The 25,742-nt window shown below is 66.8% G+C and carries 29 protein-coding genes; 9 read left to right on the plus strand and 20 right to left on the minus strand.

The annotated features are described in order from the left end of the window. Nucleotides 1-3 precede the first annotated feature (3 nt). From MU856_RS00775 to MU856_RS00790, 4 genes are read right to left on the minus strand one after another with little or no spacing between them, the layout of a single operon-like run. Nucleotides 4-1,284 (minus strand): serine hydrolase domain-containing protein, encoded by a 1,281-nt coding sequence (locus MU856_RS00775; protein WP_263588210.1) that lies wholly within the window; start codon nucleotides 1,282-1,284, stop codon nucleotides 4-6. Between the two features lie 10 nt (nucleotides 1,285-1,294). Then, a complete protein-coding gene (locus tag MU856_RS00780) occupies nucleotides 1,295-1,936 on the minus strand; it encodes a CoA transferase subunit B (RefSeq protein WP_003042921.1) in 642 nt (213 codons plus the stop codon). Between the two features lies 1 nt (nucleotide 1,937). After that, complete coding sequence (locus tag MU856_RS00785; protein WP_263588211.1) at nucleotides 1,938-2,837, minus strand: HAD family acid phosphatase; 900 nt, start codon at nucleotides 2,835-2,837, stop codon at nucleotides 1,938-1,940. Continuing rightward, nucleotides 2,834-3,544, minus strand: a complete 711-nt coding sequence (locus MU856_RS00790; protein ID WP_186401173.1) for a CoA transferase subunit A — start codon at nucleotides 3,542-3,544, stop codon at nucleotides 2,834-2,836. Before MU856_RS00790 ends, MU856_RS00785 begins: the two co-directional genes overlap by 4 nt. A 113-nt stretch (nucleotides 3,545-3,657) precedes the next feature. Between MU856_RS00790 and MU856_RS00795 the strand changes: the two genes are divergently transcribed. Both MU856_RS00795 and MU856_RS00800 read left to right on the plus strand, forming a co-directional pair. Next, complete coding sequence (locus MU856_RS00795; RefSeq protein ID WP_234181125.1) at nucleotides 3,658-4,551, plus strand: LysR family transcriptional regulator; 894 nt, start codon at nucleotides 3,658-3,660, stop codon at nucleotides 4,549-4,551. Nucleotides 4,552-4,649: 98 nt separating this feature from the next. Continuing rightward, on the plus strand, nucleotides 4,650-5,459 hold the full coding sequence (locus MU856_RS00800) for a universal stress protein (RefSeq protein ID WP_062901042.1): 810 nt from the start codon (nucleotides 4,650-4,652) through the stop codon (nucleotides 5,457-5,459). A gap of 110 nt (nucleotides 5,460-5,569) precedes the next feature. On the opposite strand, the gene MU856_RS00805 is transcribed toward MU856_RS00800, so the two are convergent. Continuing rightward, nucleotides 5,570-6,232 (minus strand): HAD-IA family hydrolase, encoded by a 663-nt coding sequence (locus MU856_RS00805; protein ID WP_263588212.1) that lies wholly within the window; start codon nucleotides 6,230-6,232, stop codon nucleotides 5,570-5,572. A 106-nt stretch (nucleotides 6,233-6,338) separates the two neighbouring features. Here MU856_RS00805 and MU856_RS00810 point away from each other — a divergent pair, with 106 nt between their 5' ends. After that, nucleotides 6,339-7,085 carry an SDR family oxidoreductase gene (locus MU856_RS00810; protein WP_263588213.1) on the plus strand — a complete coding sequence of 249 codons (747 nt, stop codon included), beginning with the start codon at nucleotides 6,339-6,341 and terminating at the stop codon, nucleotides 7,083-7,085. A 31-nt stretch (nucleotides 7,086-7,116) separates the two neighbouring features. Here MU856_RS00810 and MU856_RS00815 read toward each other — a convergent pair whose 3' ends face one another. From MU856_RS00815 to MU856_RS00825, 3 genes are read right to left on the minus strand one after another with little or no spacing between them, the layout of a single operon-like run. Then, nucleotides 7,117-8,223, minus strand: coding sequence for a DUF2855 family protein (locus MU856_RS00815; protein WP_263588214.1), 1,107 nt, complete (start codon nucleotides 8,221-8,223; stop codon nucleotides 7,117-7,119). Nucleotides 8,224-8,237: 14 nt separating this feature from the next. After that, nucleotides 8,238-8,939, minus strand: coding sequence for a VIT family protein (locus tag MU856_RS00820; protein WP_062901039.1), 702 nt, complete (start codon nucleotides 8,937-8,939; stop codon nucleotides 8,238-8,240). A 28-nt stretch (nucleotides 8,940-8,967) separates the two neighbouring features. After that, a complete protein-coding gene (locus MU856_RS00825) occupies nucleotides 8,968-9,888 on the minus strand; it encodes an SMP-30/gluconolactonase/LRE family protein (RefSeq protein WP_062901038.1) in 921 nt (306 codons plus the stop codon). 46 nt (nucleotides 9,889-9,934) lie between these two features. Here MU856_RS00825 and MU856_RS00830 point away from each other — a divergent pair, with 46 nt between their 5' ends. Both MU856_RS00830 and MU856_RS00835 read left to right on the plus strand, forming a co-directional pair. Next, the gene (locus MU856_RS00830) at nucleotides 9,935-10,534 is read left to right on the plus strand and encodes a TIGR02466 family protein (protein ID WP_062903018.1); all 600 of its coding nucleotides are present in this window, start codon (nucleotides 9,935-9,937) and stop codon (nucleotides 10,532-10,534) included. 76 nt (nucleotides 10,535-10,610) lie between these two features. Continuing rightward, the gene (locus MU856_RS00835) at nucleotides 10,611-12,044 is read left to right on the plus strand and encodes an NAD-dependent succinate-semialdehyde dehydrogenase (RefSeq protein WP_058811182.1); all 1,434 of its coding nucleotides are present in this window, start codon (nucleotides 10,611-10,613) and stop codon (nucleotides 12,042-12,044) included. A 112-nt stretch (nucleotides 12,045-12,156) separates the two neighbouring features. On the opposite strand, the gene MU856_RS00840 is transcribed toward MU856_RS00835, so the two are convergent. Next, nucleotides 12,157-12,924, minus strand: a complete 768-nt coding sequence (locus tag MU856_RS00840; RefSeq protein ID WP_234181117.1) for an SDR family oxidoreductase — start codon at nucleotides 12,922-12,924, stop codon at nucleotides 12,157-12,159. Beyond that, nucleotides 12,921-13,292: a dihydroneopterin aldolase gene (locus tag MU856_RS00845; RefSeq protein ID WP_062901036.1), complete on the minus strand. Its 372-nt coding sequence runs from the start codon at nucleotides 13,290-13,292 to the stop codon at nucleotides 12,921-12,923. The genes MU856_RS00840 and MU856_RS00845 overlap by 4 nt, the downstream gene beginning before the upstream one ends. 90 nt (nucleotides 13,293-13,382) lie before the next feature. Between MU856_RS00845 and MU856_RS00850 the strand changes: the two genes are divergently transcribed. Next, nucleotides 13,383-13,886 carry a GNAT family N-acetyltransferase gene (locus MU856_RS00850; RefSeq protein WP_062901035.1) on the plus strand — a complete coding sequence of 168 codons (504 nt, stop codon included), beginning with the start codon at nucleotides 13,383-13,385 and terminating at the stop codon, nucleotides 13,884-13,886. Nucleotides 13,887-13,915: 29 nt separating this feature from the next. Here MU856_RS00850 and MU856_RS00855 read toward each other — a convergent pair whose 3' ends face one another. From MU856_RS00855 to proB, 5 genes are all read right to left on the minus strand, one after another. Beyond that, nucleotides 13,916-15,058, minus strand: a complete 1,143-nt coding sequence (locus MU856_RS00855; protein WP_263588215.1) for an MBL fold metallo-hydrolase — start codon at nucleotides 15,056-15,058, stop codon at nucleotides 13,916-13,918. A 3-nt stretch (nucleotides 15,059-15,061) separates the two neighbouring features. Continuing rightward, the gene (locus tag MU856_RS00860; RefSeq protein ID WP_040589884.1) at nucleotides 15,062-15,694 is read right to left on the minus strand and encodes a DUF1013 domain-containing protein; all 633 of its coding nucleotides are present in this window, start codon (nucleotides 15,692-15,694) and stop codon (nucleotides 15,062-15,064) included. Between the two features lie 187 nt (nucleotides 15,695-15,881). Further along, nucleotides 15,882-17,870 (minus strand): signal peptide peptidase SppA, encoded by a 1,989-nt coding sequence (gene sppA, locus MU856_RS00865; protein ID WP_263588216.1) that lies wholly within the window; start codon nucleotides 17,868-17,870, stop codon nucleotides 15,882-15,884. 78 nt (nucleotides 17,871-17,948) lie between these two features. Continuing rightward, complete coding sequence (locus MU856_RS00870) at nucleotides 17,949-18,848, minus strand: NAD-dependent epimerase/dehydratase family protein (protein WP_263588217.1); 900 nt, start codon at nucleotides 18,846-18,848, stop codon at nucleotides 17,949-17,951. Nucleotides 18,849-18,877: 29 nt separating this feature from the next. Continuing rightward, entirely contained in the window at nucleotides 18,878-19,981 is a 1,104-nt protein-coding gene (gene proB / locus MU856_RS00875; protein WP_234181110.1) for a glutamate 5-kinase, read from the minus strand. Between the two features lie 148 nt (nucleotides 19,982-20,129). On the opposite strand from proB, the gene MU856_RS00880 reads away from it, so the two are divergent. From MU856_RS00880 to MU856_RS00890, 3 genes are all read left to right on the plus strand, one after another. Continuing rightward, on the plus strand, nucleotides 20,130-20,393 hold the full coding sequence (locus MU856_RS00880) for a helix-turn-helix transcriptional regulator (protein WP_186401162.1): 264 nt from the start codon (nucleotides 20,130-20,132) through the stop codon (nucleotides 20,391-20,393). 60 nt (nucleotides 20,394-20,453) lie between these two features. Further along, a complete protein-coding gene (locus MU856_RS00885; RefSeq protein WP_186401161.1) occupies nucleotides 20,454-21,281 on the plus strand; it encodes a hypothetical protein in 828 nt (275 codons plus the stop codon). Between the two features lie 62 nt (nucleotides 21,282-21,343). Further along, complete coding sequence (locus tag MU856_RS00890) at nucleotides 21,344-21,709, plus strand: hypothetical protein (RefSeq protein ID WP_186401160.1); 366 nt, start codon at nucleotides 21,344-21,346, stop codon at nucleotides 21,707-21,709. Between the two features lie 97 nt (nucleotides 21,710-21,806). Here the strand turns inward: MU856_RS00890 and MU856_RS00895 are convergent, their stop codons facing one another. The 5 genes from MU856_RS00895 to MU856_RS00915 form a co-directional block, all read right to left on the minus strand. Continuing rightward, complete coding sequence (locus MU856_RS00895; RefSeq protein WP_263588218.1) at nucleotides 21,807-22,622, minus strand: MipA/OmpV family protein; 816 nt, start codon at nucleotides 22,620-22,622, stop codon at nucleotides 21,807-21,809. A gap of 71 nt (nucleotides 22,623-22,693) precedes the next feature. After that, the gene (gene obgE / locus MU856_RS00900; RefSeq protein ID WP_003042868.1) at nucleotides 22,694-23,743 is read right to left on the minus strand and encodes a GTPase ObgE; all 1,050 of its coding nucleotides are present in this window, start codon (nucleotides 23,741-23,743) and stop codon (nucleotides 22,694-22,696) included. Nucleotides 23,744-23,839: 96 nt separating this feature from the next. Continuing rightward, a complete protein-coding gene (locus MU856_RS00905; protein ID WP_263588219.1) occupies nucleotides 23,840-24,244 on the minus strand; it encodes a ribose-phosphate pyrophosphokinase in 405 nt (134 codons plus the stop codon). Then, on the minus strand, nucleotides 24,220-25,038 hold the full coding sequence (locus MU856_RS00910) for a DUF1295 domain-containing protein (RefSeq protein WP_263588220.1): 819 nt from the start codon (nucleotides 25,036-25,038) through the stop codon (nucleotides 24,220-24,222). The genes MU856_RS00905 and MU856_RS00910 overlap by 25 nt, the downstream gene beginning before the upstream one ends. Continuing rightward, nucleotides 25,035-25,694, minus strand: coding sequence for a lysophospholipid acyltransferase family protein (locus MU856_RS00915; RefSeq protein WP_186401159.1), 660 nt, complete (start codon nucleotides 25,692-25,694; stop codon nucleotides 25,035-25,037). Before MU856_RS00915 ends, MU856_RS00910 begins: the two co-directional genes overlap by 4 nt. Nucleotides 25,695-25,742 lie beyond the last annotated feature (48 nt).

Raw genomic sequence — 25,742 nt, forward strand, 5'->3', positions numbered from 1 at the left:
TCCTCACCCATTGCTGTCGTCGGCGCTCGGCGCAGTCGCGACGGGCGCGCGCTTGACCTTGGGGAGTTCGCTGAGGTCGAGCCAGGCCGCATCGGCGCGCTTGTGGTAGCTGTCGAGTGCGGCAAATGGGATGCGGAAGGGGAAGCCCCAGTCGCTGTTCCACAGCGCGACGACGCCGGTGCGCGTCGCGGGTTCGAAGATCATCGTGGCGCGATAACCCGACACGGCGCCCGAATGGCCCTGGAGGTGGAGCCCAGCATAGGTGAAGTTACGCCAGCCGAGGCCATAAGAGGCATCGCCGATCGCCTGCCGCAACGCGCCGCCATAGAGCCGCGCTGTGCCGACGCGCGGCTGGTGGGCGATTTGCAGCACATCCTTCGGCAGAACGTCGGGGCGATTACCCATCATCGCCTGCATCCAGGTCGCGAAATCGACGATATCGCTTTCGACGCCGGCGGCGGCGGGGACGCGCCAATAGGCTTCCTTGACCGGCTGGACGTGGCGCCCGCGGTGCGGCCGTGCCCAATCCTTCGCGCCCGTCAGCCGCTCTGCGCCATAGCCGGCGCTGACCATTCCGAGCGGCAGGAAAAAGCGGTCCTCGACGGCATCGCCGAAGGATTTGTGCGCCGCGGCGCCCAGAATCTCGCTCGCCGTGTCGAAGGCGACATTCTGATAGGTGTGGCAGGTGCCGGGCTCGCATTGCAGCGGCGCGCCGGCGAGGCTGGTGCGCAGGAGCGCCGGGCTCTGCCCTTCCTCCAGCTTTTCGTCATAGGCATTTTTGGTGAGGCCGGTGCGCTGGGCGAGCAGTTCGGCCAGCGTCACATGCGATTCGGCGCCGCCGGGGAGGCGTAGAGAACTGCGCCAGCTTGCGACCGGCCGATCGAGGTTCACCGCGCCATCCTTGCTCAGCGCCGCGGCCAGCGCGCCGGTCGCGGTCTTGGACACCGACGCCCAGCGGAACAGCGTGTGCGGGGTCACCGGCGCGCCGCTATCGGCGTCGGCGACGCCGTAGGTGCGTACGAAGCTCAGCTTGCCGTCCTCGACAACCGCCACCGCCAGCCCTGCCATTTCGGGGCGGGCGGCGAGATCAGTCAGTTGCCGGTCGAGCGCGCGATAGTCGATCCGTCCGCGCCATTTGTCGGGCGTGTCGGGCAGATTTTCAGGAGCGGCGAAGGGAATCGGCACGCTTGCCAGTGGCTGGCTGTCGCCCAGCGCCTGAACCCCGAACCAGCCGGCGAAAACGAGCGCGCCGGCCGCAATCAATATCATCAAAGCACGCAGCATGGACTCTCGATCAGACGGCGACCTCATATTTGGCCGTCGTCTTAGCTGCGACTTCGTCCGCCGTCACCCCCGGTGCGAGCTCGATCAGCCGGAACGGGCTGTCATGGTCGTCGCGCTTGAACACTGCGAGGTCGGTGATGATCATGTCGACGACATTCTTGCCGGTCAGCGGCAGGGTGCAGGCGGGGATGAATTTGGGGCTGCCGTCCTTGGCATTATGTTCCATGACGACGATGATCTTCTTGACGCCGGCGACCAGATCCATCGCGCCGCCCATGCCCTTGATCATCTTGCCGGGGATCATCCAGTTGGCGATGTCGCCATTTTCGGCGACTTCCATCGCGCCCAGCACAGTGAGGTCGATATGCCCGCCGCGGATCATCGCGAAGCTTTCCGCCGAGCTGAAATAGACCGACTGCGGCAGTTCGCTGATCGTCTGCTTCCCCGCATTGATGAGGTCGGCGTCTTCCTCGCCCTCGATCGGGAAAGGGCCGATGCCAAGCATGCCGTTTTCCGACTGCAGCGTAACGTCCATCCCGTCGGGAATGTGGTTGGCGACCAGCGTCGGGATGCCGATGCCCAGATTGACGTAGAAGCCGTCCTGTAATTCCTTCGCGGCGCGCGCCGCCATATCATCACGCGTCCAGGCCATGTCAGTTCGGCTCCCATTGCTTGTCGGAGGGGAAGATGTCGGCAAAGCCGCCGCGGATCGACGGGCCATAGACGGGGTTGGAGAAGAGGAACCAGCCATGGCCCCACAGCCCCGCGACCGGTCCGCTCGTCGCCATCGTCCTGCGGTCGGCGACCGACAGACCGCGCGCGTTGAACGCCTGCGCGAAATCGCCAAGCTGGTCGCCGCCCATCGCGATCACGCACCAGCGCGAGGCGATCAGCGCCCGGCGTCCGTCCTTGCTCGCGCCGTCGGGCGTGTCGCCCATCAGGAACAGCGTCTCACCATGCTTGAAATCGCCGAGGCCCGCGGCGCGCAGCGTATCCTCGCTGCCCTTGGGATTGGCGGCGCTGCGGTTGGTGTTGACGATGATCGTCACCCCCGCACCGCGCATGATCGCCAGCGCGTCGATGACGCCGGGCATCGCCACCGCCTTGCCGGCGCCGGTCTTTTCCCACTGGTCCCAGACGGCAGGATCGAAATCCTTCCCCTGCTCGGCAAAGTAGCGCATCGCGCCCACGTTCCAGATCAGCGTCTCGTCGGCGTCGAACACCGCCGCGAGCGGCTTGTCCCCGCAATCGTCGAACTTCGGCGCGACAGGCGTCGATCCTTCGGCGAGCACGACCTGGCGGCGCGGCGCCGCCGAAATCGCGGCCATGCGGACATAATCGGCCATGGTGCGATAGACCTGTGCCGAGGCGATCGCGCCCTCCGCCGAGCCATAGAGCCATTGCTGTCCCGCCGGCGGCGAGGTCGGCGTCGGCTTTTCACCGACCTGCGAGGCGATCACCTCCGCGCTGGGCGCCGCGGGCGCCGTCGTTGTCGCGGTCTGGGCGCAGCCGGCGAGCAGCAGGCCGGCCGAAAGGGCAAGCGCGCGCATCATGCGGCTTCCCGTGGGCGTACGGTGCGGAATTCGATCTTCTTGTCATAGGGCGCGCCGACGATCAGGCGCTTCACATAGATGCCGGGCAAATGGATGCAATCGGGATCGAGGCTGCCGACGGGGACGATCTCCTCGACCTCGGCGACGCAGATCTTGGCCGCGGTCGCCATCGGCTGGTTGAAGTTGCGCGCGGTCTTGCGGAAGATCAGATTGCCGCTTTCGTCGGCCTTCCAGCCTTTGACGATCGCGAGGTCGGCAAAGATGCCGCGTTCGAGGATATAATCCTGCCCGTCGAAATTCTTGACCTCCTTACCCTCGGCCACCGCGGTGCCGACGCCGGTCTTGGTATAAAAGCCGGGGATGCCCGCGCCGCCCGCGCGGCAGCGTTCGGCGAGTGTGCCCTGCGGACAGAATTCGACTTCGAGCTCGCCGGCCAGATACTGCCGCTCGAACTCCTTGTTCTCGCCGACATAAGAGGAGATCATCTTCTTGACCTGCCGCGTACGCAGCAGTTTGCCGAGCCCTTCGCCGTCGATGCCGGCATTGTTGCTGGCGATGGTGAGATCCTTTGTCCCGGCGTCGCGGATCGCGTCGATCAGCCGTTCGGGAATGCCGCACAGGCCGAAGCCGCCCGCGCAGATTTGCATGCCGTCGAAGAGCAGCCCTTCGAGCGCGGATGCTGCATCGGGATATTGCTTGTTCGCCATGACGGGACTCCCTTCCTCTGATCGGCTCGCGGATCGGCCCACTGATCGGCGGCGACCTTGGCGCAAATAAATCATCAATTCTAATTGTTCTATTTTTCGATTATCCATAACCGATGTCGATCAATCGCATCTCCATCTATCATCTCGAAACCTTGCTGTGGATCGACCGGCTCGGCACTTTCTCGGCGGCTGCCGAACGGCTCAACACGACGCAGCCCGCGGTGTCGGCGCGGATGCGCGAGCTGGAGCAGCGCCTGGGTTCGACGCTGTTCCGCCGCGACGGGCGCACCATGTCGCTGACCCCGGCGGGACGTAAACTCGTCAATGACTGCACCCCGCTGCTGCGCGACATGCAGCTCGCGCTGCTCGGCAGCGGCGGCTTCAACGAGGCGAGCGGCGTGGTGCGGATTGGCGCGGGCGAGATCGCGGCCGCAAGCTGCCTGCCGCCCTTCGTTGCTTCGCTGAAAGCCGACATGCCCAATGTCGCGCTCGAGATCGAGATCGACCTGACCGCGAATCTGATCCAGCAACTGCTGACCGGCCGCACCGACCTGGCCTTCGCGGCAGGGCCGATCGCGCACCCAGCGCTTCGGACCAGCCCGATCGGCGAGGTTGCGCTGCTCTGGCTCGCCAACCCGGCGGTCGCCGCGCTGTTCGAGCGCGGAACGGGCGAACAGCAGGTGCCCGTCTGGTCGCTCGCCAGCCCTTCGCCGATCCACGGCCGGATGCGCGAGGCGATCGCGGCGTCGCGGATCGCGCAGAAATCGCTGAACCTGTGCAACAACGCCCGGATGATGATCGACATCGCACGCGCCGGCGGCGGTGTCGGCATCTTTCCCGAACCGATGGTGCGCGCCGAGGTTGCCGCAGGCACGCTCGTCGAACTGGCGGGGCTGCCCGCGCTCGCGCCGGTCGAATTCCGCGTCGCGATGCGCGTGTCCGATACCGAACCGGTGCTGACGCGCATCTTCGATCAGGCCGCGGGCCTCAGCCTGACCGCGGGATAGCGCGGCACGCGAAGATTCGCCGCTTTTGACCCCGGTCAATGAACGATAGGTTCGCGCGGCGCATTATTCTGATGTTCACTGGATAAAGGAGGCCCCCAATGCGCTCAATTCTGGTTCACGCCGACAGCGATGCCGCGTCCGAAGGACGTTTGCAGGTCGCGCTTGATTGCGCCCGCCGTTTCGAAGGCCATGTCAGCCTGCTCATCGCGACGCCGCTGCGCGAATTCGTCAGCTTCGATCCGTTCGGCGGCACCTATTTCGCCGCCGAGGCGCTGGCGAAGGCGCAGGCCGACGATCTGGCGCTCGAAAGCCGGCTTGCCGACCGGCTGGCGAAGGAAGATGTGCCGTGGGACATCGAAATGGCCGACGGTGAAATCGTCAGCGCCTTGTCGGGCGCCGCGACGCTCGCCGATCTGGCGATCGTCAGCCTGCCCAAGGCGAAGGGCGATTTCCGCAGCGGCCCGCCGATGCTCGCGGGCGATCTTGCGCTGACCGCGTCGGTTCCGGTTCTGGCGCTGCCGCAGGACAGCAAGGCGCTCGATTTCGACAAGCCGGCGCTGATCGCGTGGAATGGCAGCCCCGAAGCCGCCCATGCGGTGCGCGCCGCGGTTCCCTTTCTGAAGGACCGCCCGGTCGTGATCGTCACGATAGGCGGCGACGAGGGCGATTTCGCGGCCGAAGATGCGGCGCGCTATCTGTCGCGTCACGGCATCCACGCCGAACTGCGCGCGATCGAGCGCGGTGCCGAAACCCCCGAGGAGCGGATCGAAAAGGAAGCCGGCGCGCTTGATGCAGGTCTGATCGTGATGGGCGCCTTCGGTCGCAGCCGGCTGCGCGAGACGATCTTCGGCGGCGCCACGCAATATCTGGTGACGGGCGGCCGCTATCCGCTGCTGCTCGCGCACTAGGCCGGAAAGACAGGCCTGGACGACGGCGAACGACCGAAGCCTGCCACATCCACCCGCGTCATCCCGGATCAAGTCCGGGATGACGCGGGCCAATGTCCCCTTCTGGACCCTCAGGGTAGCGGCACGCCCAGTGCGGCGGACAGGTCGGCTAGCGCCTGTTCGCCGCTCGTCACCTTGATCGCGTGCATGCCGAGCCCCGCGGCGGGTTTGCAGTTGATGCCAAGGTCGTCGAGGTAGATGCAGGCGGCGGGCTCGACGCCCAGTGCCGCGCACATCATCTGATAGATGCGCGGGTCGGGTTTGCGCACGCCGACCTTCGACGATTCGATGACATGGTCGAAGCGCGCCATGATCGCCGCGACCTCGGCCGCCATTGCTTCGCTGCGCGCCATGCCGGCGCCCTTGCCCGACGGGACATTGTTGGTGATGCAGCCGATCGTGAAACCGCCGGCCTTCAGCGTGTCGAGCGCCGCGACCATTTGGGGGCGCACCGCGCCGGCGAGGACTGCCAGAACCGCTTCGCCTTCGAGGTCGTGACCCAGCGCGCGCGCTTCTTCGGCGAACAATGTGTCGAAGGTCGCGGCGTCGATCTCGGCGCGCTCGAACAGCGCCCAGGCATTGGCGTCGGGATTGCGCGCATTGACGCCGCGCACGAAATCGCGCGGTAGCCCGCGTTCGGCTTCCAGCCGGTTGAACGCCTCGAAGGGCGAGGCGGTGATGACGCCGCCGAAGTCGAAGATCACATGCGTATATTGAGCCATGCCGACGGCCATGCCGCGCGCTATCGTCCAAGATCAAGCGAATTTGACCGCATCTTTCGGGACGCCACGCCCCTGCCGCTACGGCAAGGCGCGGCGCTGTTCATTCACCGGAGGATTTATGCTGCTCGAAGGAAAGACCGTCATCATCACCGGCGCCAGTTCGGGAATCGGGCGCGCCGCCGCGCGGCGGTTTGCGCGTCACGGCGCGCGGCTCGTGCTCGGCGGACGCGACCGGGCGCGGCTTGATGCCGTGGTCGCCGAAATTGCCGCCGATAACGGAACGGCGCGCGCGGTCGCGGGCGACGTTGCCGATGCGGCGACGCACGAGGCGCTGGTTGCCGCCTGCGCGCCGTGGGGCGGGCTCGACATAGCCTTCAACAACGCGGGGACGGTCGGCGCGCTCGCCCCGCTCGCCGATCAGGCGCCGGGCAATTGGGCCGCGGTGATCGCGGCCAATCTGACCGCCGCCTTTCTGGGCGCCCGCGCGCAGATTCCGTCAATGCTGGCGCGCGGCAAGGGCGCCCTGATCTTTACCTCAAGCTTTGTCGGCAACAGCGTCGGCCTGCCGGGCATGGCCTGTTACGGCGCTGCCAAGGCGGGGCTGCTCGGGCTCGTGCGCGGGATCACCGCCGATTATGGCGCGGCGGGCATTCGCGCCAATGCGCTGATCCCGGGCGGGACCGATACGGCGATGGCGGGCGATGCCAAGTCGAAGGCATGGGCCGCCGGCCTGCACGCAATGAAGCGCATCGCCGAGCCCGACGAGATCGCGCAGGCGGCGCTGTTTCTGGCGAGCGATATGGCGAGCTTCGTTTCGGGATCGGCGCTGTGGGCCGAAGGCGGCAACGCCGCGGTCAAGCTCTGAGCGGGAGGGGGACGCAGGAGGGGGCGCTGCGTCAGGGGATGACCAATATCCCCGCCGCGGGATCGGCGCGTCCCGACAGCATTTCGCGATAGGCATCGAGCGCCGCGGCGCCACCTTCGCGCCGGTCGATGCGCGCGATGCGCGGCGCAACCGCCATGAAGCCCAGCCATGCCTCGGCGATCCGCTGCCCGAAGCCCGCGGCGCCCCAGTCGCCGACGCGCTTCTGGCTGCGGCCGGGGGCGAAGAAGCCCTGCCGTTCGGGGCTGGCCAAGGCCGCAGCGTCGGCCTCGGCGTCCCAGTGCGATTTGCCGACGATGATCGATACCTTCAGCGCATCGCCGAAATGTCCGTGCACCGCGCGGGTGACCGCGCCATTGCCCGCCATGTCGACAAAGGCCGACGGCACCGCAGCGTCGAGCATAGCGATATCGTCATAGGCGATCACACGGTCGTAGATGCCCTGCGCGGCCAGCGCCGCGACATTGGCCTTGCTCGTCAGTCCGATGCTGACGGGGCGGGGCCCCGCACGCTGGGCGAGCGCGAAGCCGAGGCCGATCGCGGTCTTGCTCGACGCGCTGGCGATCAGGATCTGGTCGGCGCCATAATCGCCTTCATCCTCGAACTGGTCGGCGATCAGCCAGCCGGTGAGGAAGAGCGGACGGAAGATCGGCCAATAATCATGATGATCGGCGCGATAGTCGGGCAAAGCCTCGATCCGCTGATATTGATTGTAAATGGGGGGCAGGGTGGTGCGCCGCGGCGTGATGTCGGTGAAGCCGCTGGCGCCGATCTTGCCCGCGCTGAGCACCGCATGACTTGCCATCGGATAATAGCCGTAAAAGCGATCGCCGGGCGCGATGCCCTCGGCGGCGCTCTCGATCACGGTGGCGAACCCCCAGACAGGCAGGCGGGCGGGCGCATCACGCTCGGCGAAAAAGTCCCAATAACCCTGGTCGTTGCCGAACAGTCCCGCAGGCTTGCCGAAGACGGCGTAGGTTATGTTGTTCGCCGTCATCGCATAGCTGTCGACGCGCACACGAACCTCGCCGGCGCGCAGCGGCGCATGATCTGCCCGTGCAAGTGCCGCCTTCGAAATCGTGTCGCGATCGATGTCGATGGTCCAGGCCGTATCGTTCATACTTCTCTCTCCCGTCAGCCCAGCGGCGCTTCGAACAGCGATCCGATCGCGATGGTCAGCGCCATGGCGAAGGCGCCCCAGAAGGTAACGCGCAGCACGGGGCGCAGCATCGGCGCATTGCCCGCCCACGCGCCGAGCGCGCCGAGGATTGCGAGGAAAACGAGCGACGCGCCGGACACCGTCCATGGCAGCGACGATCCCGTATCGAGGAAAACCACCAGCAGAGGCAACGCCGCGCCCGCAGTGAAGCTGGCGGCCGATGCGACGGCGGCCTGCACCGGACGCGCCTTCATATGGTGGGTCAGCCCCAGTTCGTCGCGCAAATGGCTGTCGAGCGCATTGTGCGCGGTAAGCTGCGCGGCGACCTGTTCGGCGAGCGGACGGTCGAGCCCGCGCTCCTGATAGATTTGGGTCAGCTCCTCCAGCTCGAATTCAGGGTCGGTGGCGAGTTCGTGCCGTTCCTTTGCAATGTCGGCCTTTTCGGCGTCGCCCTGCGAACTGACCGAGACATATTCGCCCGCCGCCATCGACATCGCGCCAGCGACCAGCCCGGCGGTGCCGGTGAGGAGGATGGAGGGTTGCGCCGCGCCCGCCGCCGCGACCCCCGCGATCAGGCTCGCGGTCGAGACGATGCCGTCGTTGGCGCCCAGGATTGCGGCGCGCAGCCATCCGATCCGCGCGACGGCGTGGGTTTCGCGGTGAGTATCGCGGCGCATATCTTCCCCTTTTCCGACCGGCGGCCGATCAATATTGCAGCGTCAGTCCCGGCCGGTTCCAGCGCGTCTTTACCAGCCGCCCGGTGCCCGACAAGGTGATATAGGCATCCTGCATGTCGGCGCCGCCAAAGGCGATGTTGGTGGTGAAAATATCGTCGGTCGCGACGAACTCCACCAACTCTCCCGACGGCGACACGACGCTGATCCCGCATTCGCCGATGGTCGCGACGCAGATATTGCCGCTCGCCTCCATCGCCAGGCTGTCGAAGAATTTATAGCCGGCGGGGCGATAGAGCGGGATGCCGGGGCCGCCGGGACCGGCGTCGGGGGCGACCTTGCCGGGCGCGGTGATGTTGAACTTCATCAGGCGGCAGGTGTAGGTCTCGGCGGCGTAGAGCGCCTTGCCGTCGGGTGAGAGGCCGACGCCGTTCGGATTGTTCGACGGAAAGATCACTTCCTCGATAAAACTGCCGTCGGCCTTGGCATAGAAGATGCCGACGATGTCGTGACATCGCTTTTCATAATCGACCTTGCCATGATCGGTGAACCAGAAGCCGCCGTGGCTGTCGAACATGATGTCGTTGGGGCCGCGCAGCACGACGCCGTTGTCGCCCGATTTGTAGAGGATTTCGACCGCGCCCGTTTCGATATCGATGCGTTCGATGCGGCCGCCCGAATAATCCTTCGCGATGCCGTGCGGCGCCAGATAGCCGTTCGATTCGGTATATTCGAAGCCGCCGTTGTTGCAGCAGTAAAGCTTGCCGTCGGGACCGATCGCCAGACCGTTGGGGCCGCCGCCGGGCGCCGCGACCACCACCTTGCGGCCGCCGGGCCAGCAGCGCGTGATGCGGCCGGCCTCGATCTCGGTCACGATGACGCTGCCGTCGTCCATCACCACCGGCGCTTCAGGAAAGCGCAATCCGTCGGCGATCAGTTCAAACTCGGCCATTCTCGTCTCCCTTGCTCTCATGCCCTTGCTGTGCTTTGCGCGCATCATGCCCGTTCGCACGCTCTTCGCCACAAATTTTTACGAGGCCGACATTGCCGCGCCCGACCTATTGCAAGAGCTGGAGGAAAGCTGCCGGCTGTTCGCTCGCGAGGATGGCGCGGGCAAGGCGTGGAGCCGCGCGCACGGCTATCGCGGCTACACCAGCTACGCCAGCCTTGACGACCTGCCCGACCGCGACCCCGCCTTTCACGACCTCAAGCGCCTGCTCGACAAGCATGTGAAGGCCTTTGCCAAGGCGTGTCACTTTGATCTCGCCAAGCCGCTCAAGCTCGACAGCCTGTGGGTCAATGTCCTCAAACCCGGCGGCACGCACAGCGGGCATATCCACCCGCACAGCATCGTATCGGGCACCTTCTATGTCGCCGTTCCGTCCGGATCGGGCGCGCTGAAGCTCGAAGATCCGCGACTCGCGATGCTGATGGCGGCGCCGGGGCGGAGCGAGGATGCGCCCGAGAGCCTGCAGCCCTTCATCTATGCCGCGCCCGCGGCGGGGCGCATTTTTCTGTGGGAAAGCTGGCTGCGGCACGAAGTGATGCCGAACGCCGGCAAGGACGAACGGATCAGCATCAGCTTTAACTATCGCTAATCGCTCCTATATGGGCGCCATCTGATGACCCTCCATTTCCCGTTCGATGCGAACGGATCAGACAGGAAATTGCCCAATGACCGCGACCTACGACGCCGACCTCCAGCTTTTCATCGACGGTGCCTGGCGGAGCGGCGAAGGGCGCGAGGCGCGGCCGGTCTATAACCCCGCGACCGCGGCGACGATCGCCGAGCTGCCGGTGGCGACCGCGGCCGACCTCGACGAAGCGCTTGCCGCCGCCGCGCGCGGCTGGCCGGTCTGGCGCGCCAAGACCCCTGACGAGCGCGCCGCGCTGATGCGCAAGGCTGCCGGACTGATCCGCGAACGCGCCGACCATATCGCGACCTTGCTTACGCTCGAACAGGGCAAGCCGATCGCCGAAGCGCGCGGCGAAGTGCTTTCGGCCTCGTCGTTGCTCGAATATTTTGCCGAACAGGGCAAGCGGATCGAGGGCCGCGTCGTGCAGCGTCCGGCGGGTCAGCGCGCGATGGTGCTGAAACAGCCCGTCGGTCCGGTCGCGGCGTTCAGCCCGTGGAATTTTCCTGTCAATCTGATGATCAAGAAGGTCGCGCCAGCGCTCGCCGCGGGCTGTGTCGTGATCGCCAAGGCGCCCGAGGAAACGCCGGGCTGCACCAGCGCGATCATGCGCTGCCTTGCCGATGCGGGCATCCCCGGAGATGTGGTCCAGCTCGTCTATGGCAATCCCGACATGATCAGCCGCCACCTGCTCGGCAGCGAGGTGATCCGCAAGGTCAGCTTCACCGGATCGACCGCGGTCGGCAAGCATCTGATGAAGCTCGCCGCCGACCGGGTGCAGCGCATCACAATGGAGCTCGGCGGACACGCCCCGGTGCTGGTGTTCGACGATTGCGACCTTGAAACGACGCTCGACCGCGTCGTGACGCAGAAGTTCCGCAACGCCGGCCAGGTCTGCGTCTCGCCGACGCGCTTCTATGTGCAGGACGGCATCTACGACGCCTTCGTGAAGGGCTTTGCCGAACGCACCGCGCGCGTGAAGATCGGCAGCGGGCTCGACGCCGGCACCCAGATGGGACCGCTCGCCAACGCGCGCCGCGCCCCCGCGCTGGAGGCGATGATTGCCGATGCGACCGCAAAGGGCGCGCGGGTGATCGCGGGCGGCGCTGCGACGGGCGAGGGCTATTTCTTCCAGCCGACGGCGCTGGCCGACGTTCCGCTCGACGCCGATGCGATGAACAACGAACCTTTTGGCCCGATGGCGCTGATCCGGCCGTTTGCGACCGAAGAAGACGCGCTCGAACAGGCGAACCGGCTGCCCTATGGCCTTGCCGCCTTCGCCTTCACCGAAAACGGCCGCCGCATCAACCGCGTCGCCGACGGCATCGAAAGCGGCATGGTCGGGATCAACAGCTTCGTCATCTCGGCCAATGACATGCCCTTCGGCGGGATCAAGGAGTCGGGCTTCGGCAGCGAGAGCGGACCCGAGGGTCTCGACGGTTATCTGGTCGCCAAGGCGGTGCATATTTACTGAGCGGCCAAAAGCTTCGCGTGTGCTCCCGCGCAGGCGGGAGCCCAGAGCGTCCTGAAGCGAAGCTCGCCTAATCTGGCTATGGGTCCCCGCCTTCGCGGGGACAGGCGGGGCGTCAATCGCGCTCCAGCGCCACGAAATCGCGGCCCAGCGGCGCCAGATGCGCGCCGCCATCGACGAAGATCGTCTGCCCCGTCACCGCCTCGGCGCGGGCAAGCCAGGCGACGGCGTCGGCAATATCGTCCGGGGTCGGCAGCGCGCCGAGCGGCATGCGCGCCGCAAGCCGCGTCATCTGTCCCGCACTGTAATCGTCGGTGGGGAGGGTCAGCCCCGGTGCAACTGCATTGACGCGCGCGCGCGCGCCGAAGGCGACCGCCAGCGTTGCCGTCGCCTGCCACAGCGCCTGCTTCGACAGGCTGTAGGCAAGCTGGTCGGGCACCGGGTTGGCGATGCGCTGGTCCAGGATGTTCACGATCGCGGGACGCCTGCCGCCTTCGTTCGCGGCGACCAGCGCGCGCGCGAGCATCACCGGCGCGTGATGGTTGATCTGCATCGTTTCGGCCAGCGCGGCGCCGGTGAGCGTGTCCCATTCGCCCTCGGGAAACAGCGAGGCGTTGTTGACGAGCAGCACGGGCGCACGGCCGAACTTTGCGGTCACCGCGGGCACCAGCGCATCGACGGCGGCCGGATCGGCGAGATCGGCGGCGAAGCGGTGACATTCGGCGCCCGTCTCGGCCAGCGCCTCGGCCAGCACGGCGTCGGCCTCGCCGGGGCTGCGCTTGTGGATTGCGAGCGCATAACCCTCGCGCGCAAGCCGCGCCGCGATCGCCGCGCCGATCCGGTGCAGACCACCGGTGACGAGCGCGATCGGCGCCGCTGTCATTTGCGCGTCCGGCGCATCGTGATGCCGATCTCTTCGCCGTCCTCGGCGATCGCGAGCTTGACGATCTTCACCTCGACCTCTTCGACCTTTTCGTCCTGCAGGAACAGCGTGTCGATGATATGGTCGGCGACGCTTTCGATCAGCACGAAATGGACGTCCTTGGGCAGTCCCTCGGTCGCCGCGAATTTCAGGTTCATATAGTTTTTGGAGGCGCTGAGCGGGGTTGCCGGGTCATAATGATCGGCCATCACCAAGCGCGCGCGCACCGAAATGCGCAGCGGCTGCGGAAGGTGGGTTTCCTCGGAGTAAATGCCGGTCAGCACATCGACGGTCAGCCCGTCCACTTCCAGCCACAATGTGTCGGTCACAAGAAATTCCTGTCGTACGGGCGCGACATTCGGCTTTCCATTGCCGGTCGGCGACCCTAAAGCGCCGCCGCATTAGCGAAAGGGTGCGCGTTGGTCGAGTTACTTCCATTGTCCGAAATCGAACCGCAGGCGGTCGAGGCGCTCCTCGACGCCGCTTTCGGATCGGACCGCTTTGGACGAACCGCCTATCGCATCCGCCTGGGCATGGATGCAGTTCCCTGCCTCAGCTTCGCCGCCGTCGAGGATGGCGCGCTGGTCGGCACGATTCAGTGCTGGCCGGTCGCGCACCGCGATGTGCAGGGAAGGGCGACGCCGTTGGTGATGGTCGGCCCGGTGGCGGTGCGCCCCGACGTCCAGCGCGGCGGCCACGGCCGGGCGCTTATGGACCATATGCTCGAAGCGGCGCGGACGATGGCCGACGGCGCCCTGATGATGATCGGCGATCCCGAATATTATGGCCGCTTCTTCGGCTTCACCGCGGACGCGACGGGAGCGTGGGACTTGCCCGGCCCCTATGAAAAGCACCGCCTGCTCGCGCTCGCCGTCAACGGTCGCGAGGTGCCCGTCGCTGCGGGGATGATCGGCCCGCGCTGAAGGATCGCGACGCCTCTGTTTGCGGGCGCTTAGGCGACCCCGTGATACCACCACACGCCGCCGCGATCCTCCTTGCGCACCCGGCCTTCGACCTCGAGCCGCTTGAGATGCGCCAGCGCTTCGCCGGTCGCCAGATTCTGGTTGTGGGCGCCGATCGGGCGGTTGAACAGTAGCGGGAAGGTGTCGACCGCGCGCATCGGCGCTTCGGCGACCGCTTCGGCAACCTTGTAGAGCCGCATGCGGTGTTCGTCGCGCAGCGCCATCAGGCGGACGTGCAGCCCGCGAAAGGGCTCGCCATGCGCAGGACAGGTCACGACGTCGGCGGGAACGGTCGCGAGCAGCTTGTCGATCGAGGCGAGCCATTCGCCCAGCGGATCGGCATCGGGTTCGGTGATGTTGACCGACACGTTCGAACTGATCCGCGGCAGCACCTGATCGCCCGAGACCAGCACGCCTTCACGCTCGTTCCACAGGCACGCATGTTCGGGGCTGTGGCCCGATCCGGTGACGACGCGCCACATGTGTTTGCCGAAATCGATCCGGTCGCCGTCGGCGATGCGGACATAGCTGCGCGGCAGCGCGAAGATCATGCGCTGAAACATGTTCCAGCCGTCCGCACGCTGGCGCTCGATCGCCTCGTCGTCCCAACCCGCGGCGCGCGACTGGGCCAGCACCTCGTCGGGGGCGACGTCGGAGGAATCGGCGACGATGGCGCGCGCGGTGAGCATTTCGCCGCGCGTCATCCACAGCTTCACCTGCTGCTTCTTCGCGATCCAGCCGGCAAGCCCGATATGGTCGGGGTGCAGATGGGTACCGAACACGCGCGTGATGCGCGTGTCCGCGAGCGGCCCGGCATAGAGTGCTTTCCAGGCGTCCGAACAGATGGTCAGGCAAATGCCCGTATCGACCACCGCCACCCCGTCGGAGCCGTCGGGCGCAGCGTCGTCGAGCAGCCAGCTGTTGATGTGGCCGAGCGAACCCGGCATCGGGATGCGCGCCCAGCTGATGCCATCGGCGATGCGGATCGTTTCGCCGATCCCCGGTGCGGCGTCGCCCCAGGGATAGGTCAGGCCGGCGTGGCTCGTCGCGGTGAAGCTGTCGTCCTGGGTCAGCGACGCGTCCGGCGAACCGCTGGCCGCCGGAATATCATCCTCGTCGCCGCCGACCGCCATGCGTCAGGCTTCGTCGTCCGAATGATCCTCTGCCGCGCGTGCTTCGGCGGCGGCGCTGCGCTCGGCGCGCAGTTCCTCGAGCAGCGCCTCGCGGTCGCCTTCGAAGCGGCTGTCTTCGGGGGCTTTGATCCCCGCCTTTTTCGCCGCCTTCGCGACGATCGCGTCGAGTTCGCGCTGCGAGCAGAGACCGAGCGTCACCGGATCCTTGGGCACGATGTTCGCGCTGTTCCAGTGGCTGCGATCGCGGATCGCGCCGATGGTGTTGCGCGTCGTGCCGATCAGCTTGCCGATCGCGCCATCCGACACTTCGGGATGGTTCTTCAGGATCCAGGCGATGCCGTCGGGCTTGTCCTGACGCTTGCTGACCGGCGTGTAGCGCGGGCCGCGGGTGCGGCGGATGGTATCCTGCGCCTGCTTCGTCATCTTGAGCTTGTAGTTCGGGTCGTTCTGGCCCTTTTCAATCTCTTCCATCGACAGTTCGTGGGCGCGAACCGGATCGCGGCCGGTATATTTGGTCGCGGCGGTCTCGTCGGCGATCGCCTGCACTTCCAGGATGTGGATGCCGCAATAATCGGCGATCTGCGCAAAGGTCAGGCCGGTGTTGTCGACCAGCCAGGCGGCGGTCGCATGCGGCATCAGCGGGGTGGCATCGGCATTGGCCATGACTGCTTCTCCAAAAGCGGAAATAATAAGGGCCGCCCCTCGCGGGGCGGCCGGACATTGGCCGCGGCTTTATACGCCTTTGCCGATGGCGGCAAGCCCCGGCGATTCGGCGGCGTTTACAGCAATATTGTTTCGATCCGCCCGGCGATGTGCCGCTTCGCTATTTCCAGAGGAACGCCAGCATCCCGATCAGGCCTTTCGCCTCTGCCGAGCCGGCCGGAACGGGCGGCAGATAGGCGCGGCAGTCGAGACAGGCGGCCTGTACCGATCCGCTGCTCGTCAGCATCTGCACATCCTGCACCAGCCGGCGCTCGGCGAGGGTGCGGTTCATTGCCGCAATACCGAACCAGCCACGCGGCGCGAGCGCGGTTTCATCCTGCTCGGCGCCGGTCCAGGCGGCGAGCATCTTCGACCACTCGCTCGGCTCTTCCTCGAAATATTTGGCGTGGAAGGCGCCATCGACCTTGGCAAGCTTCGCCGCGGCCGCGAGCGCGTCGGGCAGGCCGCCGAACTGGTCGACCAGCCCGATCTGGCGCGCGGTGCCGCCAGCCCAGACGCGGCCCTCGGCGATCGCTTCGATCTTTTCGACGGGCTGCTTGCGGCTTTTTGCGACGAGGCCGGTGAAGCGGGCATAGACGTCCTCGACCCCCGCCTGCGCGAGCTGGTTGAACTCCTCGTTGACGCCGCCGAGGATGTCGGGCTGGCCCGACAGCGGCGTCGTGCGGATGCCGTCGGTGGTGACGCCGATCTTGGCGAGCGTCTTGTCGAAGCTCGGCAGGATGCCGAACACGCCGATCGAGCCGGTGATCGTCTCGGGCTCGGCGAAGATGCGGTCGGCGGGGGTTGAAACCCAATAGCCGCCCGAGGCCGCAACATTCGCCATCGAGACGACGATCGGCAGCTTTTTCGCCTTGGCGACGAGCAGCGCCTGGCGGATCTGTTCGGACGCCAGCACCGATCCGCCGGGCGAATCGACGCGCAGCACGATCGCCTTGACCCCGTCGTCCGACGCGGCGTCGAGAATATGTTCAGCGATCGTATCGCCGCCAGCGCTGCCGGGGCGCGCCTTGCCGTCGACGATGGTGCCGACGACGGGAACGACCGCGATCGCGGCGCCCTTGGCTTCGGGCGGGTTGGCGGCGACCCAGTTTTTGAGCGGGATCGCATTATAAGCCCAGGGCTGGCTATCGTCGGGCGCGCCGGCGATTTCGGCGACGCGCTCGCCAAAGGCGAGCCGGCCGCCGATTTTGTCGACCAGGCCGGCGTCGAGCGACGCCTTGCTGAGATCATTGTTCGCAGCCTTCACCACCGCGGCTGGCGTGGCCAGCACCGCGTCGAGCTTTGCCTGCGGCCGCGCCTTCTTCACTTCGGCGAGCCAGGTGTCCCACAGCACCGAGGCGTAGGCCAGATTGGCCTCTTTCGCCTCGGGCGACTGGTCGCTACGCAGATAAGGTTCGACCGCGCTCTTGAAAGTGCCGACGCGATAGATGTTCGCAGTGATGCCGAGCCGGTCCATCAGCCCCTTGTAATAGAGGCGCGATCCGCCGGGACCGGCCACGGCGACGCCACCGATGCTGTCGGTCCATATTTCGCTCGCGTGCGCGGCGAGCTGATAGCTGTCGGTCGTATAAGCGGTGGCGAAGGCGAGCACGGGCTTCTTAGCCGCCCGCACCTTGTCGACCGCGGCGCCGACTTCGGCAAGCGATACCTGTCCGCCGCCGACGAAGCGATCGAGGTCGAGAACGACGGCGCTGACGCGGTCGTCTTTCGCCGCGGTTTCGATAGCGCGGACGACGTCTCGGGTGCGATATTCCTTCATCCGATCGCCGCCCGACACGGCGGCAAAAGGATCAACCTCGGCCGGTTGTTCGCTCAGTACGCCGTCGAGTTCGACGACGAGCGCGCCCTTGCTGACGGGCAGCGACGCATTGGGACGGCCGGAGAGCAGCGCGAACAGCCCGACGAAAAAGAGCAGGAGGAACAGGAGCGCGAGCCCGTCCTTGATCGCGACGAGCAGGTTCCAAACCTTGCGCGGAAAGCTGGTGCCACCGCGCGGCCGGTCGTCGCCCGGCAGCGGGCGGCGAACCGGAATGGCCCAGGGGCCTGCGGAATCGGGGGTCTGGGGCGGCGTGGCGCTGGTGTCGGTCATGCCCCCGTGCCTAATCCGCCCGCCCGGCCTTGGCAATCCAAGCTTCGACGGGCGTCCGACGAAGCCCCACCGGCGACGTCAGAGCCAGCCCTGTTCGCGGTACCAGCGCACCGTTCGGGCCAGTGCCTCATCGGTGGCGAGCGCGGGCTGCCACAGCGCTGTTGGCGGCTGTGTCCCGGCGGCTGCGACCCAGTCGGGATGCGCGATATAGGCGGCGCGGTCGGGAGTCAGCTTGGCGCGATCGCGGCGGACGAGGCGGTCGAGATGCCCGCCCGCCTTGAGCACCGCCGCCGGCACCGACAGCGCCGGCACGTTCGGCCGCCCGATCGCGCGGCCGATAGCTTTCGCAAATTCGCGGTGCGTCCAGCCCCCGTCCTGACCGTCGTCGGGTTCATAGATCCGGCCAACGGTTTCTTTGCGGTCGGCCGTCACCGCCAGCAGCAGGCGCGCAAGTTCGTCGACATAGATCGCCGACATACGCCCTGGCGGGGGGAGCAGCGCGATGCCGCGGCCCACCATGCGGAACAGGTCGAGCATGTCGGTGTCGCCCGGGCCGAAGACGGCGGGCGGCCGGATGATGGTCCATTCGAGCGCGCTTTCCATCACCACGGCTTCGGCGCGCTCCTTCGACCAGCCATAGTTGGAAAGCGCCGGCTGGCGCGCGGCGAGCGACGAGACGTGGACGAAGCGCGCCACCCCCGCATCGCGGGCGGCGGCTACCACATTGGCGGTCGCTATGGCATTGCCCGCCTCGAACGCGGCGCGCGTCGGCACGTTGACGACGCCGGCGATGTGCAACACCGCATCGGCGCCCGCGATCATCGCAGCAAGGCTGTCGGGCCGGTCGAGCGCGCCGTCGATCCAGGTAACGCCATCGCGCGGTTCTTGCGCCCGCCGCGTCAGCGCCCGCACCTGCCATCCGGCCGCAACCGCCCGCTGCAATGTCGCGCCGCCGACGAAGCCGGTTGCGCCGGTCATGGCCAGAACGCGCGGCTGGTCCGGCGCCGTCACAACAGGACCAGATGGTCGCGGTGGACGATTGCCGCACGCGGCGCATAGCCGAGCGCGGCCTCCTGCGCATCGCGGCCGAGGCCGAGGATCGCCTGCGCATCGGCGGCGGTATATTCCGACAATCCGCGCGCGATCGTGCGCCCGTCGGGACCGGCGATGTCGAGGATATCGCCGCGTGCAAAGTCACCCGATGCATCGGTCACGCCGGCGGCGAGCAGGCTGGCGCCGCCGGCAAGCGCGCGCACCGCCCCGGCGTCGATCGTCAGCCGTCCCTTGGCGGTGAGCCCGCCCGCGAGCCATGCCTTGCGCGCGCTTGCGCCGCGTTCGGCCGCAAAGAGCGTGTGGCGCGCGTCGGCCGACAGGGGGCGCCCGATCCGCCCCGACGCGATGGCGAGGCTCGCGCCCGCCGAATTGGCGATGCGCGCCGCCGCGATCTTGGATACCATGCCGCCCGACCCCATGCCCGATGCCGATCCGGTGTCGGCCATCGCCTCGATCGCGGCGTCGATGCGGTCGACGCGCGCGATATGCGTCGCGCCGGGTTGCGCCGGATTGCGGTCATAAAGTCCGTCGATGTCGGAGAGCAGGACGACGCCGGCCGCGCCCGCCGCCTGCGCGACGCGCGCCGCGAGCCGGTCGTTGTCGCCGAAGCGGATTTCCTCGGTCGCGACGCTGTCGTTCTCGTTGATGATCGGAACCACACCCAGGGTGAGCAGCCGGTCGAGCGTCGCGGCGGCGTTGAGGTAGCGGCGGCGATGTTCGAGATCGTCGAGCGTGACGAGGATCTGCGCTGCGGTCAGCCCTTCGGCGCCCAAAACCTCGGCCCAAACCTGCGACAGTGCAATCTGACCGGTCGCTGCCGCCGCCTGCGCATCCTCAAGGCTGGCGCGCCCGCCCTTGGCAAGCCCGAGACGGCGGGCGCCGAGCGCAATCGCCCCCGACGACACCACGGCAACCTGCTGCCCGGCGCGGCAACGTGCCGCGATGTCGGCGGCGATCCCGGCCAGCCAGTCCCGCCGCACCGCGCCGCCTTCATCGACGAGCAACGCCGATCCGATCTTGACGATCAGCCGCGGGCAGGAGGCGGGCGCGAACAACATGCGCGCCCGATAGCGCGCCGATGCCTGCGCGCCAACGAAATTAGACTAAGGCGCGCCAACACGTTCCAAGCTGATCGAACGTCCACTTTGGGGTGATGGGTGGACGCCCCCCGGCGGCATCGCGCTCGGTGCCTCGCTGATCGTCACAATGGGCAGCGCGGTCGGCGAAACGCCGGTGGTCGAGATCGACCGCGTCGCGCAATGGTACGGACTGACCCCGACCGAGGCGCGCCTCGCGGTCTGGCTCGCCGGCGGCAAGTCGCTGCAGGACTATGCCGCGCTCCGCGCCGTCAGCCTCAACGCCGCGCGCTTCACCCTGAAAGGCATCTTCCGCAAGACCGGCGCGACCAGCCAGGCGCAACTCGTCGCGATGCTCGCGCGGCTGCCAACGCTCCAGAGCGGAGAGAATTGAGCTTCTGCAATTGATCCCAATGATTTAGGGTTGGCTGCCCGACAGGAAGGAATCAGGCCGATGCTCTTCCCCCGCCTTCTGCTTGCCGCCGCGCTGTTCGCGCAGACACCCGCGGCCTTCGCCGAACCTGCCGCCGATGCAACGCTGCGCTCGCCCGACGACATCGTCGTCGAGGGCGAGCGGCTGACGCGCGAGGAAGCGAAGAAGCGCGCCAACGCCTTCATCCGCACCCTCGGCGTCGCGCCCGGCATCTATTCCCAGGACAGCGTCGCGCGCTGGACGGTCAGGCTCTGCCCGCGCGCGCTCGGCCTGTCGGATGAACATGCCGCGCTCGTCGAGGGCTGGTTTCGCGACACCGTCCGCTCGAGCGGCGCAAGAATCGCCGACGGCAAATGCGACACAAACGTCCTCCTCCTCTTCGTCGACGACGGCGCGAATTTCATCAAGCTGTTCAAGGCCCGCTATCCGGGCCAGTTCGCCGATATGAGCGGCCCCGACATCCGCGACCTCGTCGAGCTCGATAAGCCGGTGCGCTGGTGGTATTCGGTCCGCCGGACCAGCGGCGGCCTCAGCCTGATCGGGCCGCAAACCCTCCGCAGCATCGAAGGCGCGACAATCGTCATCGACGTCAACGACGCCGAGGGCGCCACGTTGCGCGCGGTGACCGACTATGCCGCCTTCGTCGCGCTGAGCGGCATCCGCATCCGCGCCGAGCCCCAGTCGCAATCGATCCTCGGCCTGTTCGACGACCGCCAAGGCAAGCGCGAACTGACCGAGTGGGACAAACGCTTCCTGACCGCGCTCTACACCATCCCGCACGAACGCAAGGGCCGCTACCAGCGCGGCAGGCTGGTAGGCGCGCTGCTCAAGCCGGACGATAAGGAATAGCGTCTGTTTTGGATGGGAAGCGGACATCTTTCTGTAAACCCTGAGCCACTAGTAAGAACCGCATGGCCCGAAACAAATTTCCTGCTGTCATGCTCTATGCCTTGACCTTACAATGGCATTGGGTGCCTTTCTTGTATGGGGTCTCAGTGCCCGGCCAAATCAGCGCGATTATCTTTGGCGCTTTGTGGTTGATCGCTGCGACGGTCACATATCGTCAGGCCGTGACGTTACCAAATTTCGTGGCCGCCTTCATAGTTCTCTATGCCGTCGATATCAGCGTCACATTATGGGTTTTTAGCGCAGACGTCGGCACTCATGCGCGAGATGTGCCTATCGAATGGCAACTCCTTCTCGGTCTAATTCAAAGCTCTATGTTCGCCGCCGCACTCGCGTTGCCAATTTTCGTTCGTCTAATTCGCAGGGTTTAAGCGAACGGCCGCAAACGGTCGTTTCCGGAAAGGTAGCTTTCCGAACGAACTGGCGGTTAGCTGCAGTCCCTGCGGCGTTGGAATTTGTCCGCGCGGCCTAGCGCTTGCCGCCGAAGGTGTAGCTCAGCGCGATCCCGAATGCTGGCTGGTTACGCGAACCGAAGGCGCGGGTGACGGGCGAGTCGGCAGCATCGCCGACGAGGCGGTCGTAGCGCGCAAAGGCCGCGACGCCCCAATTTCGCGTCAACTGGCGCATATAGCCCGCTGTGACGCCGACCGATTGCACGCCGCCCTTGGGATCATAAGCGGGCAGGCCCGAGGCGGCGACATCAGTAGGAGCGACGCCGAAATAGGCGCGGCTATATTTGCTGTCACCGAGCGAGACGCGCGGACCGATCGAAAACAGCCAGTCGTCGCCCTGGCGCGCGACATAATCGGCCCCGACATCGCCGACCCAGCCGCCATGACCGCCGAGGCCCTTGCGCGCTTCGACCCGCACGCGCAGCGCCGGCGCCACCCAGGCTTGGGCGAAGGCGCCCGCTTCGACGGTCAGTCCGACCTTGGGCAGGTTGCCGCCGACGGCTTCGGGCTTGCGCTTGCGGATTATGCTGGCGGTCGGGCCGAAGTCGAATTTCTTGTCGTCGACAAGGTCGAAGCCAAAGCTCTGGTCCGGGGCCTCGAAGGCGAAGTCCTCGCCGGGCTTGGCGCGCGAGAGGTCGACGAAGGGCCCGAGGACGAGCTTTTTCGATCCGGGCGTTTCGGGCCAGAATTGCGGCCCGGCGAAGACGCGGGTGCGCTTGCCGGTCGTTTCGCCTTCGTCCTGCGCGGCGGCCGGGACGGCGGTGAGCGCCGTGGCCGCGGCCAGGCAGAGCGAGAGAGGCGCGTGCAGGGCGCGGGACGCGTGGCGAGGCATGAGGAACTCCTTGTTGTTCCGCGATCAAATGCCCCGCGGACGCGTTTCGTTCCGCGCCGGCCGCCGCGACGTCAAAGCGGCGACCAAGCGCCTTCGTCGTCGGCGTCGTCGCGATGGTCGGCCGCGGGGGCGACCGGGCCGATGGCTTCGAGCAATTTGTCGAGCACCGCACCGACACCTTCGCCGCTGGCGCCCGACAGCGCCATGACCGGATAGCCGCTTGCTTCTTCGAGCTCGGCCTTGAGCGCGGCGATCAATTCCTCGTCGAGCGTATCGACCTTGTTGAGCGCGACGACGACCGGTTTGTCGGTCAACCCCGCGCCATAGGCGTCGAGTTCGTCGCGCACGATGTGATAGCTGGTCGCGACATCGGCATCATTGGCATCGACCAGATGCAGCAGCACGCGGCAGCGTTCGATATGCCCCAGAAAGCGGTCGCCGATCCCCGCGCCATCGGCGGCGCCTTCGATCAGGCCGGGAATATCGGCGATGACGAATTCGCGCCCCTTGTGGCTGACGACGCCGAGTTGCGGCCGCGTCGTCGTAAAGGCATAGGCGCCGACCTTGGCCTGCGCGTTGGAGACGGCGTTGATGAAGGTCGACTTGCCCGCATTGGGCAGCCCGACGAGCCCGGCGTCGGCGAGCAGCTTCAAGCGCAGCCACACCCACATCTCCTCGCCCGGCCAGCCGGGGCCGTGCTGACGCGGCGCGCGATTGGTCGAGCTTTTGTAGCTCGCATTGCCGCGCCCGCCGTCGCCGCCGCGCAGAAAGACGATGCGCTCGCCCTCCTTGGTCAGATCGGCGAGCAAGCTGCGATCTTCGTCGTCGGCCAGGATCTGCGTGCCGATCGGCACCTGGATCACCAGATCGTCGCCGCCCGCGCCGGTGCGATCGCGGCCGGCGCCGGGGGTGCCGCGGCGGGCCTTGAAATGCTGGGTATAGCGAAAGTCGATCAGCGTGTTGAGCCCGCTCACCGCCTCGAACACAATGTCGCCGCCCTTGCCGCCGTTGCCGCCGTCGGGGCCGCCATATTCGACATATTTCTCACGGCGAAACGAAACGGCGCCGGGGCCGCCGTCGCCGGACTTCACGAAAATCTTTGCCTGATCGAGGAAATGCATCGGCGCTCTTTAGGGCGAAGGGCGGCTTTTGGCTAGGTCGCGATGGCGTCGCTCAATATGCCTCTGCCTTTGCTGCGCGCCGCGATATTTTCCGGCCTATCGCGACGCCCAATAATCGAACGCAATCTGTTGCTGTTCGCGGATGAAACGCGCCGCGGCGGCGCCTTCCCACGGGCCGTCGTAGCCGAGCAACAGCGCCGTGCCGCCGACCCACCAGCCTTGACCGGGCAGCCGGTCGCTCTCGCGCACCACAAGTACGGCGAGATCGGGTTCGCCGTCGAGCGCGCACATCCGGTCGACCTCGCCCAGCGTCTTGCACAGCGCGCGCATCTTGGGCCGCGTGAATCGGAAGCCCAGGTCGCCGAGTACTTCGGAATAGCTGACGCTGCGTCCGTCGCGCGCCGCGGCGGTCAGGATCGCGCGAATGCGCGGCGCGTCGCCCAGCGCGCTCGCATCGGCGGCGGCCGTCTCTTCGCCTAGCCCCTGGTCTTTGGCGGCCATGGGAAAAAGCCCGAGGTGCGCTGGACATAGTCGGCATAGCCGGGTCGCGTCTTGTGCAGGCCCTTTTCGAGCAGCGCCTTGCCCGACCAGCGCGTCAGGGTGAAGGTCAGGAAAATGGGGCCGATGACGCTCGCCACGGCGGCCCACAGCCCGATGTCGGCGGCGATCAGCCAGATGCCCCACCAGGTCAGCGCATCGCCGAAATAATTGGGGTGCCGCGTATACCGCCACAGGCCGGTGTCGAGCACCTTGCCCTTGTTCGCCGGATTCTTGCGAAAGGCATCGAGCTGCGCGTCGCCGATGCTTTCGAACGCAATACCTATGAGCGCCGCGGCGACGCCCGCCCAGCCGATGACGCCAGGCGCCGGCACCGGATCAGCCACGCTGGCCCATATGCCGATCTGCGCGGGCAGGCAGGTGAGAAACAGGAGCGGTGCCTGCGTCAGAAAGACGGTTAGGAGCGCCGTCTGCGCCCAGCTCCAGCCGCGGCGTTCCATCGTGCGCGCCATGATCCGTGCGTAGCGTGGGTCTTCGCCATGCGCGCGCCAGCGCACGAAAAGATGGATCGAGAGGCGCAGCCCCCACAGCGCCGTGAGCGCGAGGATCGCCGCCGCGTGCACGCCTTCGATACCGACCTGCGCCGCGCTTGCGAGTGCCAGCAGCACCATGCCGAAAGCCCAGAAGGCATCGATGAACGAGACATCGCGGATCGCAACCGCGATACCCCAGAGGACGAGGATCGCCGCGATCAGCGCCGCGAAATTGATCGCCAGAAGCGTCACCATGTCGGTCATCGGCCCCGTGCCTCCTCGCTCTCTGCCTCGGTGTCCTGCGCTTCCTCACGGCGGCCGACGATGTCGTCGATCGACCGGACGGCGCGCTCGGGTATTTTGGGAATACAGCTTTTATAGACGTCGAACACCTTCATCATGTCGGCGCGGAAATCGCCCGTCGGCCAGATCAGCGGCCCCAGGCCGCCGGTCTTGGTGCCATAATCCATCAGGCCGACGACCATCGGCACCTTCGCGGCGAGCGCAATCTGGTAAAAGCCGGTGCGCCATTTCTTCGCCTTGCCCCGTGTCCCTTCGGGCGCGACGGTCAGCATGAACTCGCGCCGCCGCGCAAATTCCTGCACCATCTGCTGTACGACATTGCTGCTGTTCCGGCGATCGACCGCAATCCCGCCCATCTGGCGCATGAAGCCGCCGAGCGGCCATTTGAACAGCGACAGCTTGCCCATGAAATGGGCGCGCACGCCTAGGTCGGCGGTCAGGCCGAGATAGTTGACGAAATCCCAGTTGCTGGTGTGCGGCGCCGCGATGATGATGAAGCGGCGCGGTTCGGGCACCTCGCCCACCGCGGTCCAGCCGCGCAGCCGGTACAGCAGCAATAGCAGGCGGCGCACCGCGCGCGCGACCGGCCCAGGCTGATCGTCTTCGATCGGCGTCACGTCTCTCTCCCCATCCTCAGCGCGACTTGCGCGAAAGCGGCGCCGCGC

The organism is Sphingopyxis sp. GC21, from assembly GCF_025727575.1.
GTDB lineage: Bacteria > Pseudomonadota > Alphaproteobacteria > Sphingomonadales > Sphingomonadaceae > Sphingopyxis > Sphingopyxis terrae_A.